16 protein-coding genes and 2 riboswitches are annotated in these 14189 nt (G+C 29.4%); of the genes, 12 read left to right on the forward strand and 4 right to left on the reverse strand.

Annotated features, from left to right (window positions below; translation table 11 throughout):
• Position 1: 1 nt before the first annotated feature.
• Positions 2–457, reverse strand: coding sequence for a DUF4402 domain-containing protein (locus MKD34_RS01790; protein WP_240219468.1), 456 nt, complete (start codon positions 455–457; stop codon positions 2–4).
• 48 nt (positions 458–505) lie between these two features.
• A complete protein-coding gene (locus MKD34_RS01795) occupies positions 506–925 on the reverse strand; it encodes a DUF4402 domain-containing protein (protein WP_240219469.1) in 420 nt (139 codons plus the stop codon).
• Between the two features lie 81 nt (positions 926–1006).
• Positions 1007–1082: riboswitch (cyclic di-GMP riboswitch) on the reverse strand.
• A gap of 169 nt (positions 1083–1251) precedes the next feature.
• On the opposite strand from MKD34_RS01795, the gene recG reads away from it, so the two are divergent.
• Together recG and MKD34_RS01805 are read left to right on the forward strand one after the other, a co-directional pair.
• Positions 1252–3312, forward strand: coding sequence for an ATP-dependent DNA helicase RecG (recG, locus tag MKD34_RS01800; protein WP_240219470.1), 2061 nt, complete (start codon positions 1252–1254; stop codon positions 3310–3312).
• 54 nt (positions 3313–3366) lie between these two features.
• Positions 3367–5076, forward strand: coding sequence for a proline--tRNA ligase (locus MKD34_RS01805; RefSeq protein WP_240219471.1), 1710 nt, complete (start codon positions 3367–3369; stop codon positions 5074–5076).
• Positions 5077–5119: 43 nt separating this feature from the next.
• On the opposite strand, the gene MKD34_RS01810 is transcribed toward MKD34_RS01805, so the two are convergent.
• Positions 5120–5710 carry a sigma-70 family RNA polymerase sigma factor gene (locus tag MKD34_RS01810; protein WP_240219472.1) on the reverse strand — a complete coding sequence of 197 codons (591 nt, stop codon included), beginning with the start codon at positions 5708–5710 and terminating at the stop codon, positions 5120–5122.
• 263 nt (positions 5711–5973) lie between these two features.
• Here MKD34_RS01810 and MKD34_RS01815 point away from each other — a divergent pair, with 263 nt between their 5' ends.
• Complete coding sequence (locus MKD34_RS01815; RefSeq protein WP_240219473.1) at positions 5974–6339, forward strand: ferritin family protein; 366 nt, start codon at positions 5974–5976, stop codon at positions 6337–6339.
• Between the two features lie 12 nt (positions 6340–6351).
• Entirely contained in the window at positions 6352–7137 is a 786-nt protein-coding gene (locus MKD34_RS01820; protein ID WP_240219474.1) for a family 1 encapsulin nanocompartment shell protein, read from the forward strand.
• A 56-nt stretch (positions 7138–7193) separates the two neighbouring features.
• Here MKD34_RS01820 and MKD34_RS01825 read toward each other — a convergent pair whose 3' ends face one another.
• Positions 7194–7913, reverse strand: coding sequence for a porin family protein (locus MKD34_RS01825; RefSeq protein WP_240219475.1), 720 nt, complete (start codon positions 7911–7913; stop codon positions 7194–7196).
• 187 nt (positions 7914–8100) lie between these two features.
• Between MKD34_RS01825 and MKD34_RS01830 the strand changes: the two genes are divergently transcribed.
• From MKD34_RS01830 to gpmI, 8 genes are all read left to right on the forward strand, one after another.
• A complete protein-coding gene (locus tag MKD34_RS01830) occupies positions 8101–9051 on the forward strand; it encodes an RluA family pseudouridine synthase (RefSeq protein ID WP_240219476.1) in 951 nt (316 codons plus the stop codon).
• Positions 9052–9103: 52 nt separating this feature from the next.
• On the forward strand, positions 9104–9715 hold the full coding sequence (locus MKD34_RS01835; protein ID WP_240219477.1) for a ribonuclease HII: 612 nt from the start codon (positions 9104–9106) through the stop codon (positions 9713–9715).
• 3 nt (positions 9716–9718) lie between these two features.
• Entirely contained in the window at positions 9719–10078 is a 360-nt protein-coding gene (locus MKD34_RS01840) for a YraN family protein (protein WP_240219478.1), read from the forward strand.
• Positions 10062–10283 (forward strand): zinc ribbon domain-containing protein, encoded by a 222-nt coding sequence (locus MKD34_RS01845; protein ID WP_240219479.1) that lies wholly within the window; start codon positions 10062–10064, stop codon positions 10281–10283. The genes MKD34_RS01840 and MKD34_RS01845 overlap by 17 nt, the downstream gene beginning before the upstream one ends.
• Before the next feature lie 103 nt (positions 10284–10386).
• Positions 10387–10887 (forward strand): ComF family protein, encoded by a 501-nt coding sequence (locus MKD34_RS01850; RefSeq protein ID WP_240219480.1) that lies wholly within the window; start codon positions 10387–10389, stop codon positions 10885–10887.
• A 21-nt stretch (positions 10888–10908) separates the two neighbouring features.
• Positions 10909–11499: a hypothetical protein gene (locus MKD34_RS01855; protein WP_240219481.1), complete on the forward strand. Its 591-nt coding sequence runs from the start codon at positions 10909–10911 to the stop codon at positions 11497–11499.
• Positions 11500–11615: 116 nt separating this feature from the next.
• Positions 11616–12374, forward strand: a complete 759-nt coding sequence (gene tpiA, locus MKD34_RS01860; RefSeq protein WP_023051695.1) for a triose-phosphate isomerase — start codon at positions 11616–11618, stop codon at positions 12372–12374.
• Between the two features lie 21 nt (positions 12375–12395).
• Positions 12396–13916 (forward strand): 2,3-bisphosphoglycerate-independent phosphoglycerate mutase, encoded by a 1521-nt coding sequence (gene gpmI / locus MKD34_RS01865; protein ID WP_240219482.1) that lies wholly within the window; start codon positions 12396–12398, stop codon positions 13914–13916.
• Positions 13917–13969: 53 nt separating this feature from the next.
• A riboswitch (Lysine riboswitch) is annotated at positions 13970–14146 on the forward strand.
• Positions 14147–14189 lie beyond the last annotated feature (43 nt).

Here is a 14189-nt window from a genome sequence, read left to right on the forward strand (position 1 = left end):
GCTATTTAAACTTAACTTTCATAGTTAAAGTTCCAGAATAGTTTCCAATTGGTGCATTCTTAGGAACTGTAAGTTCAGTATCAAAAGAATATTTATATTCTCCTTTTTCATTTAGTTTTGTATTTTTACCATCATCATTTGTATTTTTTAAAGAAACATTTAAAATATTTGAATCACTTTTTTCATGAAAAAGAGAGATGTTTTTCTTGAAACCATTCAAGTTTTTATCGTTAAGAGAGATATCAACGTTTTGTCCAGGTTCACCGTATATTATAAAAATATGACCATTAGTTGAATGAGTAGAGCCTTGTATAACTTTTCCATAATTAATATCACCATTATGGATGACTTTTAGAGGCTTTATAACAGTAGCATTGATATTCATACTTTCTTCTGAAATATTAGAAGAAAATATATTACTAAAAGTTAATAAAAATAAACTTAAAATTAATGACATAACTCCTCCTTATATGAAAACAACTGGGAATATCCCAGTTGTTAATAATTATTGATATTGAACTCTAGCAGTTATAGAACCTGTATATATACCAGTTACAGTTTCAGTAGTAGGATTTATTGTTCCAACCATGTCAAAACTTGCTTTTCCAGCATTATCTAGATTGTGAGGAATAACAAAATTATTAAAAGAAATATCTAAAGTATCTTCACTTCCATTTCTTTTTAAAGATGATAAGTTAGATAAAGTGACTTCAAATTTTTCTCCTGGTTCTCCATCAATAGTGTATTGTCCAGTAGCTGTTGCCTTAGTTCCTTGAATTACAGTTCCAAATTCCATATTTTTAGCTATAATAGTTAGTGGTTTAATCACAGTAGCTTTAATGTTCATAGTAGCCTGATCATTTGAAGTTACACCAAAAGCTGTCATAGTAGTAGTTAAAGATAAAAGTATTAATAATTTTTTCATAATTTGTTCCCTCCCGTAATTTTATAAAGTTTATAAAATACAAAAGCCAGTTGCACTTATATTTTGGCTAAACCAAAATGTAACTGCAACTGGCTGTCATTTTAAAGACCCTATAGTTTTGCGTCATAGGATTTCTCCTACTTTGCCTATTTATATTATATAATAATGATATATTAAAATTTAAAAAATGTCAAACAAAAATTACATAAAATATAAAGAAATATTTTTCACAAAACCTTATTTAAAGAGGGTTTATTGCAAAAATACAAAACGTATTATAAATTGTACAAAAGGATATATAAGTGTGTTATAATTAAAAAAAGGTGGTGATTAAGATATATATAGATATTTATAAAGAGATAGAACTTTTTAATATAAAGGGAGTTTCAAGTGCAACATATTCGAAGTTAAAAAAATTAAACATAGAAACACTTCATGATTTGATATATTACTTTCCAAGAGCTTATGATGATAGAACAAATATAAAAAAAATAGGTGAATTACGAGGAGATGAATATGTTGTATTAAAAGGAAATATAATGAATATATCTGCTCCTCCTACAAGAACAGGAATGAAAATGATAAAAGCAACAGTAAATGATGGAACTGGAGTTTTAGAAGTTGTATGGTTTCAAAGACCTTATTTAAGAAATAGTTTAAAAATAGGAGAAGAGTATATTTTTATAGGAAATGTAAAAAGAGGATATACATTTCAAATGGTAAATCCAGAATTTAAACTGTATAAAGGACAAGAAAATACTGGTGAAATTTTACCTATTTATAGTGCTATAAAAGAGTTGAATCAAAACAGTTTAAGAAGAATTTTAAAAGAGGCGCTAAAAAATTATTTAGATATATTTCAAGAAAATATACCAGAGGAAATAATAAAAAAGTATAAACTTATGAATAGAAAAAATGCTTTAAAAGAAATTCATTATCCAACAAATCCAAGAAATTTAGAGGAGGCAAAAAGGCGTTTTGCAATAGAAGAACTATTAATATTGGAGATGGGAATACTTCAAAAGCGTTTTGAGATAGATTTGACTAATGCGGGTTTATATGAAATTAAAGGAAATAAAAAGTTAGTTTCGAAGTTTTTAGAAAGTTTATGTTTTTCATTAACAACTGCTCAAAAAAAAGTTATAACAGAGATATATAAAGGTATAAATGCTGGAAAAATAATAAATTATTTAATTCAAGGAGATGTAGGAAGTGGAAAAACGATAGTTGCGGTATTGTTACTTTTATACATGGTAGAAAACGGTTATCAGGGAGTTTTTATGGCTCCGACAGAGATTTTAGCAACGCAACACTATTTGTCTATTTATGAAACTTTAGAATTATTAGGAGTAAAAGTTGAACTTTTAACTGGAAGTGTAAAAGGAAAAAAGAAAGTTGAACTATTAGATAGGATAAAAACAGGAGTAACAAATATTGTAGTAGGAACTCATGCTATAATAGAAGACAGTGTTGAATTTCAAAAATTGGGATTAATAGTTATAGATGAGCAGCATAGATTTGGAGTTTTACAAAGAAAAAGGCTTAGAGATAAAGGTGTTTTAGCAAATCTTATTGTTATGAGTGCGACTCCTATTCCGAGGTCCTTAGCTTTGAGTATATATGGAGATTTGGATGTAGCAGTAATAGATGAGTTACCTCCTGGAAGAAAGCCCATAAAAACTAAATGGATTAGTGAAGAAGAGGATGAAGAAAAAATGTATCATTTCATAGATAAAAAATTAAAAGAGGGACGTCAAGCATATTTTGTGGCTTCTTTAATAGATGAAAGTGAAAAGCTTTCGGCTAAATCCACAGAGGAGTTATATAATGAAGTTCTAAAAAACTTACCAGGATATAGAGTTGGAATTTTGCATGGAAGAATGAAAAACAAAGAAAAAGATGAAGTTATGCATCTTTTTAAAAATCAAAAACTAGATATCTTAGTTTCTACTTTAGTTATTGAGGTTGGAGTAAACGTTCCTAATTCAAGTATAATGGTAATAACAAACTCTGAACGTTTTGGGCTAGCAACATTACATCAACTTAGAGGAAGGGTTGGAAGAGGAGAGCACCAATCCTATTGTTTCTTACTTTCAAATACAGAAAATGATAATTCAGCAGCAAGACTTAGAGTTTTAGAAAGTACTGAAGATGGATTTAAAATAGCAGAGGAAGATTTGAGATTAAGAAAAGCTGGAGAGATTTTTGGTGTAAAACAGAGTGGATTAAGTGATCTTAAATTTATAGATATAGTTCATGATGTTAAAACAATAAAGTTAGTTAAAGATATTTGTATGGAATACTTAAAAGAAAATAAAGGCAAAATAAATAACCAAGTTCTCCAATGGGATATTGATGAAAAGTTTAACAAAAGTTTGACCTCTTAAAAGAGGTTATGATAGAATATGAGGTAAAATTAATTAAAAAAAGTGGAGGATAAGATGAGATTAAGTAAATATTATGTAAAAACTCTTAAGGAAACTCCTAAAGAGGCAGAAGTAATAAGTCATAAACTATTACTTAGATCAGGAATGATCAAAAGATTAGCAAGTGGAGTTTATACATACCTTCCTTTAGGTTTAAAAGCTTTAAAAAAAGTTGAAAACATTGTAAGAGAAGAGATGGATAGAGCAGGAGCTCAAGAGATATTCATGCCAGTGTTACAACCAGCAGAACTTTGGAAAGAAAGTGGAAGATGGGACGTAATGGGTGCTGAAATGATGAGAATTCAAGACAGACATTCAAGAGAGTTTGCATTAGGACCAACTCATGAAGAGGTAATAACAGATATTATTAGAAATGATATATCATCTTATAAGTCTTTACCATTAAACTTATATCAAATTCAAACTAAATTTAGAGATGAAAGAAGACCTAGATTTGGACTTATGAGAGGAAGAGAGTTTATGATGAAAGATGCATACTCATTCCATGCTAATAAAGAGTCTTTAGATGAAGAGTTTGAAAATATGAAGGCTGCTTATACAAGAGTATTTGAAAGATGTGGACTTAAATTTAGAGCAGTTGAGGCAGATTCAGGAGCGATTGGTGGAAGCGGATCGCAAGAGTTTCATGTTTTAGCAGAATCAGGAGAGGATGAAATCATTTATTGTACATCATGTGATTACGCTGCAAACGTTGAAACAGCAACAAGTACAATAGTTGAGTTGCCAAAAGCTGAAACTTTAGAGGTTAAATTAGTAGATACACCAAATGTATCAAAAATTGTTGATGTTGTGGAATACTTAAATGTTCCTGTAGAGCAAACTGTAAAAGCCATGATGTATAAAGATGTTGTAACAGATGATGTTTATATGGTTCTTATAAGAGGAGACTTTGAGGTTAATGAAGTTAAGTTAAAAAATATAATTGATACTATAGATGTTGTATTGTTAACTGATTCAGAACTTGAGAATTTAGGATTAGTAAAAGGATTTATAGGACCAGTTGGTGCTGATTTAACAAAAATAAAAGTTATAGCTGATAAGAGTATTGTAGGAATATCTAATCACACAGCAGGTGGAAATAAATTAGATACACATTATATAAACGTTAATTATGGAAGAGATTATGAGGCAGAAGTAGTTGCTGATGTAAGAACAGTAGTAGTTGGAGAAAAGTGTCCTAAGTGTGGAGGAGAGCTTGCAAGTGCAAGAGGAATCGAAAGTGGACATATATTTAAACTAGGAGATAAATACTCGAAAGCATTAAATGCATCATTCTTAGATGAAAATGGAAAGAGTCAAATTATGGAGATGGGATGTTATGGAATAGGAGTTTCTAGAACTATGGCATCAGCAATAGAGCAAAACAATGATGAAAATGGAATTATTTGGCCATCAGCAATAGCTCCATTTGTAGTTGAAGTAATACCAGCAAATATGAAATCTGAAGAACAAGTGGCATTAGCAGAAGAGATTTATAAAAATTTCCAAGATAATTGCATAGATGTAGCTTTAGATGATAGAGATGAAAGAATTGGATTTAAATTTAAAGATGGAGATTTAATTGGATATCCATTTAAAGTTGTAGCTGGTAAAAAAGCTGCTGAAGGAATTGTAGAGTTAAAAATTAGAAGAACTAATGAAACTTTAGAAGTTTCTAAAGATGAAGTTGTTTTAAAAGTAAAAGAATTAATGAAGCAGTATTAATTAATAAAAATAAGGAGAGCTATTAGCTCTCCTTATTTTTATTTTACTTTGAGTAAGTTCCAAGATAAGTTAAAATTTTCTTTTTGATTCTTTGAATAGTGTTATCTATTTTTTTAGGAGGTTCATTTAAAAAACCAGCAATCTCAACATAAGTATACTCTTTACATAAGTATGCAAAAACATTTTTTTCTAGGGTACTTAGATTTTCTTCAAGGAAACTAGTTAGTAGATAAACTAACTCTTTACCTAAAAAGATATCTTCAGGTGAATAAAATCCCAAGGAAGGACGTGAATAATGAATACTTTCTTCTTGAGTAGAATAACCTTCTCCTTGCATAGCAAGATTTAAATTTTTGTATTTATCAGAATTATGATTTTTAACAGCTGTAATCATTTGTCTTCGAATACAAAGATTTGCAAAAGTACTAAAACACGCGTTCCTAGTCTCATCATAAGATTTAATAGCTTTGATGAGCCCTATAAAACCTTCTTGCATTAAATCGTCACTATCTCCACCTTTGAGAAAAAATGAACGATTATTTTTGTAGATTGCTCCTTGATACTCTTTGATAATTTTTTCAATTGATTCTTCATCTCCGTTTTGTGCTAAAATTATATCTTCTTTTTCAATCATAGTCTTGTCCCCCGACCTTTCTAAAAATTAAATAAAAAATAAAAAAAGCTAAACATTTAAAAGAACCTATTTTTAATAAGATTACACTATACTAGTATGATATCAAAAAAAACTGAGATTAGCTATATTTCAAATTTTCCAAAATAGAGTTATTATTTGGATTGTAAATTGAAAAAAAGAAATAAAAAATTAAAGAAGGAAAAATAAAAAAAAGACATAATAGAAGTATAAGAGTATTTTATTATGTGGAGGTGTAAAAAAATATGTTGGATGGAATTAGTAAAAAAGCTACAGACTTAGACTATGCAATACAAAGTTTAAAGGAGGAATTACAAGCAGTTGATGATTATAATCAAAGAGCTGAAATGGCAGTAGATCCTGAACTTAAAGAGATTATGATTCATAATAGAAATGAAGAGATGGAGCATGCTGTTATGATAGTTGAATGGCTAAGAAGAAATCAATTTGAATTTGGAAAAGAGATGGAAGATTATATATTTAGACAAGGAAAAATTGTAGGAATAGAAGCTCAATTAATGGGAAGAAATGGTGGAAATGAACAAACTTCAGAAAGCGGTGAAGTAGTAGTAGATGTAAAATCATTAAATATAGGTTCATTAAAAGGATAAGGAGGAGAGAATATGGATTTTCTAAAAAAAGAGTTAGCACCAATTAGTAGTAAAGTTTGGAAAGATATAGAGGAGAGAGCAAAAGAGGTTTTAACAACTCAACTATCAGGAAGAAGATTTGTAAAAGTAACTGGACCTATTGGGAAAGAAAAAGGGGGAGTAAATACAGGTAGGTTAACAATATATAAAAAAGATGATTTAAGTTATGGTGTTTATCAAACACAACCTTTTGTAGAGAATAGAATAACTTTTAGATTAAGTAGATGGGAATTAGATAACTTTGAAAGAGGAGCTAGAGATATTGATTATACAAATTTAGACGAGGCTTTAAAAAAAGCAGCTAAATTTGAAGAAGAAGCTTTATATTTTGGATTAGCTGAAGCTTGTATAGTAGGATTATTAAAGGATGAGAAACAAGCCTTAGATTTTGGAAAAACTGAGCAAGAAACAATAAAAAATTTAATGTATGGAGTTTCTAAATTAAGAAATACAGGATTTAGTAAAGGGCCTTATGCGTTAGTTGTAGGTCTTGAAAAATTTATATATTTAAATATGGTAAATTTAAACGATTCATTAGCAAAAAGATTGGAAAAAATATTAGGTACACCAATAATAGTTTCAAACAATATAACTGGAGCATTATTAGTTCCTTACGATAATGAAAATATTGAGCTTGTATTAGGAGAAGATTTTTCTCTAGGATATCAAGGGCATACAAATCAAGAAGTAGAATTATTTATAACAGAAACATTCACATTTAGAATACTAGATGATACAAGAGTTGTAAGTTATAAATAGCAAAAGAAAAAGGAGATAACTAACAGTTATCTCCTTTTATATATTTAAAATGCTTTTTACCAGATATTGAATCTATAACCTACAGAAAGAGTAACTCTCTCATAATCGTTATCGAATTTATCATTAAATCCGTCTCCATTAACTTTAGTTTTGGCATAGTTAGTACCATAAAGAATATCTACATTAAAGTCTTCGTATTGAACTCCTACACCTGCTGCCCAATATAAACCATCATCAACTTTAGTTCCAACATCTCCAAGTGGAGTGTTAATACTCTTAGAATCAAAGTTAAATGAGTAACCTAAGTTAGCTTTGATATATGGAGTAGCTGCCCAATCCCAATAATTTATATCATATCTACCAGTTACGTATAAAGGAACTGATTTAAACTCTGCTCCAGAAATATCACCAGAAGTTTTTCTTTTCATATGATGCTGGTAAGCAACACCAAGACCTAAATCTAAGTGATCCCAAGATTTATAAGCCTCAATTGCTAACTCTCCACCAAAATCCTTAGTTTTATGTCCTAATCCGTAAGGTTCTGCAGTATTTCTAGTATCAGTATAATCTCCATACTCACTCCAGAAATCCCATCCAGCTCTTAAGTTAATGAATCCCCAAGGGTTCTCAACCACAGGAGCTACAACAACTTCTTCAATGATAACAGGCTCAGCTACAACTTCTTTTGAACTTGTAACAGGAGCAGCCACTTCTTTTGCTTGAGCAACAGCAGCAAAAGCGAATAAAGAACATGCTAAAAGTGTTAATTTTTTCATAAAAATAAACCTCCTCGTCTTAATTAATCTCCTAAAATTAAAAATGGAATTAATAATTTTACCATTCTGTAACATATATACTCCAAAAAAATAGATTTCTTTTTTTTTGAGTAATAATTTTGTAATAGAAAATAACTTGTGATATAATTTTGTTTAGAAAGTATAGAGTTTAGGTAGGAAGTGAAAGATGGAAAAATATAAAGAAGTTATAGAAATAAGGGTTGAAGAAAAAGATAAGGGTAAAAGATTAGATGCTTTTTTAAATGAATTTTTTGAAGATGCTACGAGAAGTTATATTCAAAAATTAATTGATAATGAGAATGTGTCAATAGATAATAAATCAAAAACAAAAAGCGGGAATAAGCTTAAAGGGAAAGAAATAATAATAGTGAAAATTCCTGAAGACGAAGTACTTGAAGTGTTACCTGAAAATATTCAAATAGATATAGTATATGAAGATAAAGATATGGTCATAATTAATAAGGATCCAGGAGTAATTGTTCATCCAGCTCAAGGATACTATACAGGAACTTTGGTGAATGCAGTTCTTTATCATATAAAGGATTTATCAACAATAAATGGAGTTATCCGACCTGGAATTGTTCATAGATTAGATAAAGATACAAGTGGATTAATAGTTATAGCAAAGAATGATATAGCTCATGTAAAATTAACAGATATGTTTAAAGATAAAACTATTGAAAAAAGATATGTTTGTATCTGTAAAGGAAATTTTAAAAATATAATTGGTAGAATAGAAACTTTAATTGGTAGAGATTCTAAAGATAGAAAAAAAATGGCTGTTGTAACAGAAAATGGAAAAATAGCGATAACTAATTATGAAGTTATCGATAGTGTACAGGGATTCTCTTTAGTAGATGTAGGAATAGAAACAGGTAGAACTCATCAAATAAGGGTGCATATGAAAAGTTTAAATCACCCTATTTTAGGGGATGCAGTTTATGGAAGTAGTTCAGACTTGATAAAGAGACAAATGCTTCACTCTTACTATTTAAAATTTAATCACCCCATAACAGGAAAAGAGATGGTGATTTTAGGAGAATTGAAAGAGGATTTTAAAGATGTAGCGAAGAGATTAAAATTAGATATAAATAAGATAGTAAGATTACAGAAATAATAAAAGGAAAAATATAGAGATATAGGTACAACCTATAAATAGTGGAGATGAAATGGATATAAAAAATATAATGTATCTCTTTGATTTAGAAAATGGAGATATTATAGGGGTAGATGAAGCTGGAAGAGGTCCATTAGCAGGACCAGTAGTTGCAGCAGTAGCTAAATTAAAAAAGTATGACGAGAAGTTAGAAAAGATAAATGATTCTAAAAAATTAACTGAAAAAGTTAGGGAAGAACTTTTTGATATTATTATGGAAAACTTTGATATAGGTATAGGGATTGCTAGTGTGGATGAAATAGATGAGATAAATATATTGAATGCTACTTTTTTAGCAATGAGAAGAGCAATAGAAGAGATAGAAAAAAAGGTAAAGTTTGAAAAAATTTTGGTAGATGGTAATCATAGAATTAGAGAATATATTGGAGAGCAATTACCTGTGATAAAAGGCGATTCAAAAAGTTTGTCTATCGCAGCAGCTTCAATTATAGCGAAAGTTACTAGAGATAGAATGATGTTAGAAATAGCAAAGCTTTATCCAGAGTATACTTTTGAAAAACATAAAGGTTATGGAACAAAAGCTCATCGTGAAATGATATTAGAAAAAGGACCTATTGATAAAATTCATAGAAAAAGTTTTTTAAAGAAAATTTTAGGAGAGTAAAATATGAATAAAAGAAACAAGGGTAAAATTTATGAAGAAAAAGGTAAAGAATATTTAGAGAATACTGGAGTAAAAGTGTTATCTATGAATTATCAAGGTTCCTTTGGAGAAATAGATATAATCGGATATGATGAAACAACCCTTGTTTTTTTTGAAGTTAAATATAGAAAAAATTTATCTTTTGGAATGCCACAAGAAGCAATAGATAAAAAAAAGATGAAAAAGATATATATAACTGCAAAAGAATTTATAAGAAAAAATAGATTAGAAAATGAAAAAATAAGATTTGATGCAGTAGTTTTTCTAGGTGAAAAAATAGAGTGGATTAAGAATATTTTTTGGGGTGATGAACTTGGATTATAAATGTTTAAAATGTGGAAGTGATAGATATATAGTCAAAACTGCAGTGATACCAGAAAAAAGCCCTGGATTAAAAATAGAGATTGGAACGTATTATATAAAAACTTGTGTAGAATGCGGCTATACTGAGTTTTACTCAGCAAAAATAGTAGATAAAGAGTTTGCAAAAAATAAAAAAGGTAAGAAATATGCTAAAGCAACTCCTTAGAAAATTATTATTTGATAATACCTGTTCTTTATGTGGTTGCCATCTTGAAAATAAGGGGTATTTGTGTTCTAAATGTATTGTAAAACTAGAGAAAATGAGTGACTTGAAACAAAGAAGGAACTTATACTACTTATATTATTATACAGATGTAAAAAAAATTATTTTTGATTTAAAATTTAAAAACAGAAAAGACATTACAAGCAGTCTAAGTAAGTATGTTAAAGATTCGATAGAAACTATTAGAATAAAAGAAAAGATTGATGTAGTAATATCTGTTCCTGTAAATAAAAAGCGATTTTTAGAAAGAGGATATAATCAAGTTGATGAGATATTGAAATCAGCAAATATAAATTTTGAAAATATTGAGAGAATAAAAAATACAAAATACATGTATGAAATAAAGGAACATAAAAAAAGAAGAGAGAATGTAAGAAAAGCTTTTAAAATAGAAAAAAAATATTTTCAAAAAAGTATATTGATAGTTGATGATATTGTAACAACGGGAGCAACCTTAAAAGAAATCGAAAGAGAATTTTTAGAAAATCAAAATGCCAAAAATGTAATTTTTTTTACAATAGCTGTAGTAAAAGATTATTTTAAATGACTAAACTGAGGATGGGTGGAAATGGAGATTTTTATAAATGGAGAGAAAATAAATATAGGAATAAAAAATACAAAATTATTAAATGTATTAGAGAAAATAGAAGCTAATGTAATAAAAGATGGAGAAGTTATTGTTGAATTAAAACTTGATGGAGAAATGGTTGATGGAAAATCGTTGCCTTTAAATAAAAAAGTAAAGGTTTTAGAGTTAACAACGCGTTCTCATAGAGAGATTTTGATAGAGTCATTATATCTTTTAGAACCTTACTCAGATAGATTTTTTGAAAATTTATCTGAAATAGAAGAAGAGATGAGCGATATTGGAAAATTAATAGAAATGGTAAGTTTTGTTGAATGGGTGTTTGGAATAGTATTGTCTCTAAAAGAAGCAACAGCAATAGATTTAATATATTCTGATTATAATGAGTATGTGGAAGAATTTAAAAAGTATGCTGAAGAGATATTTGAAGCCTTTAAAAAAGAAGATTTTGTAGGGATTATAGAAGTTTTAGAAGGTGCTATAGTACCTTTACTTGAAGACTTATTAGCAAACTCTAAAGACTACCTAAAAGAGGTTTTGAAAGAAGAAAGTAGAAAAAAATTACTTAATTAGAGAAAAAAATACTCAAAATAGGATGAAAATATAGACAATGTAGTGCGTGTTAAAAAACTAGAAATTATGTTATCATAAAATTAAAATTAATAAAAAAGTTTTGGAGGGAGAAATCAATGAGAAAGACAATAATCGCAGGAAACTGGAAAATGAATAAAACAGTAGCAGAAACAAAAGCTACATTATCAGAGTTAAAAGAGTTAACAAATGGTGTAGAAGGAGTAGAAATTGTAATTGGAGCTCCATTCACAGCTTTAGAATCAGCTGTAAAAACAGTTGAAGGATCAAATGTTGCAATAGCTGCACAAAACATGCATCCAAAAGATTCAGGAGCATATACAGGAGAAATATCACCAGTTATGTTAAAAGAAATTGGAGTAAAATACGTTATATTAGGACATTCAGAGAGAAGAGAGTATTTCCATGAGTCTAATGCTTTCATTAATGAAAAAGTAAAGGCAGCTTTAGCTCACGATTTAATTCCAATATTATGTATTGGAGAAAAATTAGAGGAAAGAGAATCAGGAAAAACATCTGAAGTAAACGAAAAGCAAATTAGAGAAGGATTAGCAGGGTTAACACCTGAAGAAGCAGTTAAAGTTGTTGTAGCATACGAACCAGTATGGGCTATAGGAACTGGAAAGACAGCTACACCAGAAATGGCAGAAGAGACTCATAAAGAGATTAGAGATGTATTGATAGCTATGTTTGGAGCAGAAGCAGCATCAGAAATGACAATCCAATATGGAGGATCAATGAATGCTAAAAACGCAGCAGAGTTATTAGCTATGGAAAATATAGATGGTGGACTTGTAGGAGGAGCTTCGTTAGATGCACCAACATTTATTCAAGTTATAAAAGCAGGAGCAAGATAATAAAAATTAGGAGGCTAAAAAATGGCTAAAAAACCTTTAATGTTAATGGTTCTTGATGGTTGGGGATATAACCCAAATGCAACAGAAAAAAATGCTATTGCAGAAGCAAAACCAGAAAATTTTGAAAGATTATTTAATACTTATCCACATACATTAATAAAAGCATCTGGAGAAGCTGTAGGATTACCAGAAGGACAAATGGGTAACTCTGAAGTAGGACACTTAAATTTAGGTGCTGGAAGAGTTATTTATCAACCTCTAGTAGAAATTACAAAAGAGATTAGAGACGGAGAGTTTTTTGAAAAAGCTAAAGTTGTAGAAGCATTTAATTATGCTAAACATAATGATAAGGCAATCCACTTCATGGGACTTTTATCAGATGGAGGAGTTCACTCTCATATTAATCATCTATTCGGGTTATTAGAGATGGCAAAAAGAACAGGATTAACAAAAGTATACATCCATGCATTTATGGATGGAAGAGATACTGCTCCTACTTCAGGATTAGAGTTTATAAAAAAATTAGAAGAAAAAATAAAAGAGATAGGAGTAGGAGAAATTGCTACTATTTCTGGAAGATATTTTTCAATGGATAGAGATACTAACTGGGATAGAACAGAAAAGGCTTATGATGCTATAGTTGGAAAAGTAGAAGTAACTGAAAAAACTCCTGAGCAAATTATAGAAGATTCATATGCTGAGAAAATAACAGATGAATTTATAAAACCAGTTTTATTAACAAAATCTGGAGAAATTAAAAAAGGTGATGTTGTAATTAATTTTAATTACAGACCGGATAGAGCTAGACAAATAACAAGAGCTTTAACAGATAAAGACTTTAAAGGATTCCAAAGAGAATATTTAGAGCCTAAATACTACTGCATGAGACAGTACGATTCAACTATAGATGCAGAAATTATTTATACAGATAAAGATATAACTAACACATTAGGAGAAGTTATATCAAATCATAATTTAACTCAGTTAAGAACGGCTGAAACTGAAAAGTATGCACACGTTACTTTCTTCTTTAATGGAGGAAAGGAAACTGAATTTAAGGGTGAAGAGAGAATATTAGTTGCATCTCCAAAAGTTGCAACATATGACTTACAGCCAGAAATGTCAGCTCCAGAATTAACAAAAAAAGTTTTAGAAGCATTAGATTCTGATAAGTTTGATGTTATTGTAATGAACTTTGCTAATCCTGATATGGTAGGACATACTGGTGTATTTGATGCAGCTGTAAAAGCAATAAAGGCTGTTGATAAAGGTGTAGGAGAGATTGTTAATAAAGTTCTAGAGTTAGATGGAACAGTACTAATAACAGCTGACCATGGAAATGCAGAAAAAATGGTAGATCCAGTAACAAATGAAGCATTTACTGCACATACTACTAATGAAGTGCCGTTTATATATGTTTCTAATAATTTTAAAGGAGAGCTAAATAATGGTAAATTAGCTGATATAGCTCCAACAATGTTAGAAATATTAAATATTGAGAAACCAGCTGAAATGAATGGAGTTTCTTTAATAAAAAAATAATTGACAGAGAAAACAAATAATGATACTATAATTTAAAGTTTCGAAAATTTAATATTTTAGGTAGAGGTTGCGAATGACAAGAGTAACTCAATAGAGCTGGACAGAGCGCTGAAGTTGAGTGAAAGGGGAATTCGCCGAAATAAAGGTTAAGTCAAAAATCTTTGTTGGGCATGTGAAAAAAATTCACATGACTGTCATCAGATAGAATCTGGTGTTGTGCTATCCAAAATTTGTGATATATTTTGCAGATTAGCTACCGTATTTTCCATACGG

Origin of the sequence: Cetobacterium somerae (assembly GCF_022430525.1) — a bacterium.
GTDB lineage: Bacteria > Fusobacteriota > Fusobacteriia > Fusobacteriales > Fusobacteriaceae > Cetobacterium_A.

Excerpts from the sequence above, each read along its gene's own strand:
- MKD34_RS01790 (WP_240219468.1), bottom strand. The coding sequence starts at position 457 with ATGTCATTAATTTTAAGTTTATTTTTATTAACTTTTAGTAATATATTT.
- MKD34_RS01795 (WP_240219469.1), bottom strand. The coding sequence starts at position 925 with ATGAAAAAATTATTAATACTTTTATCTTTAACTACTACTATGACAGCT.
- MKD34_RS01805 (WP_240219471.1), top strand. The coding sequence starts at position 3,367 with ATGAGATTAAGTAAATATTATGTAAAAACTCTTAAGGAAACTCCTAAA.
- MKD34_RS01810 (WP_240219472.1), bottom strand. The coding sequence starts at position 5,710 with ATGATTGAAAAAGAAGATATAATTTTAGCACAAAACGGAGATGAAGAA.
- MKD34_RS01815 (WP_240219473.1), top strand. The coding sequence starts at position 5,974 with ATGTTGGATGGAATTAGTAAAAAAGCTACAGACTTAGACTATGCAATA.
- MKD34_RS01820 (WP_240219474.1), top strand. The coding sequence starts at position 6,352 with ATGGATTTTCTAAAAAAAGAGTTAGCACCAATTAGTAGTAAAGTTTGG.
- MKD34_RS01825 (WP_240219475.1), bottom strand. The coding sequence starts at position 7,913 with ATGAAAAAATTAACACTTTTAGCATGTTCTTTATTCGCTTTTGCTGCT.
- MKD34_RS01830 (WP_240219476.1), top strand. The coding sequence starts at position 8,101 with ATGGAAAAATATAAAGAAGTTATAGAAATAAGGGTTGAAGAAAAAGAT.
- MKD34_RS01835 (WP_240219477.1), top strand. The coding sequence starts at position 9,104 with ATGGATATAAAAAATATAATGTATCTCTTTGATTTAGAAAATGGAGAT.
- MKD34_RS01840 (WP_240219478.1), top strand. The coding sequence starts at position 9,719 with ATGAATAAAAGAAACAAGGGTAAAATTTATGAAGAAAAAGGTAAAGAA.
- MKD34_RS01845 (WP_240219479.1), top strand. The coding sequence starts at position 10,062 with ATGAACTTGGATTATAAATGTTTAAAATGTGGAAGTGATAGATATATA.
- MKD34_RS01855 (WP_240219481.1), top strand. The coding sequence starts at position 10,909 with ATGGAGATTTTTATAAATGGAGAGAAAATAAATATAGGAATAAAAAAT.
- tpiA (WP_023051695.1), top strand. The coding sequence starts at position 11,616 with ATGAGAAAGACAATAATCGCAGGAAACTGGAAAATGAATAAAACAGTA.
- gpmI (WP_240219482.1), top strand. The coding sequence starts at position 12,396 with ATGGCTAAAAAACCTTTAATGTTAATGGTTCTTGATGGTTGGGGATAT.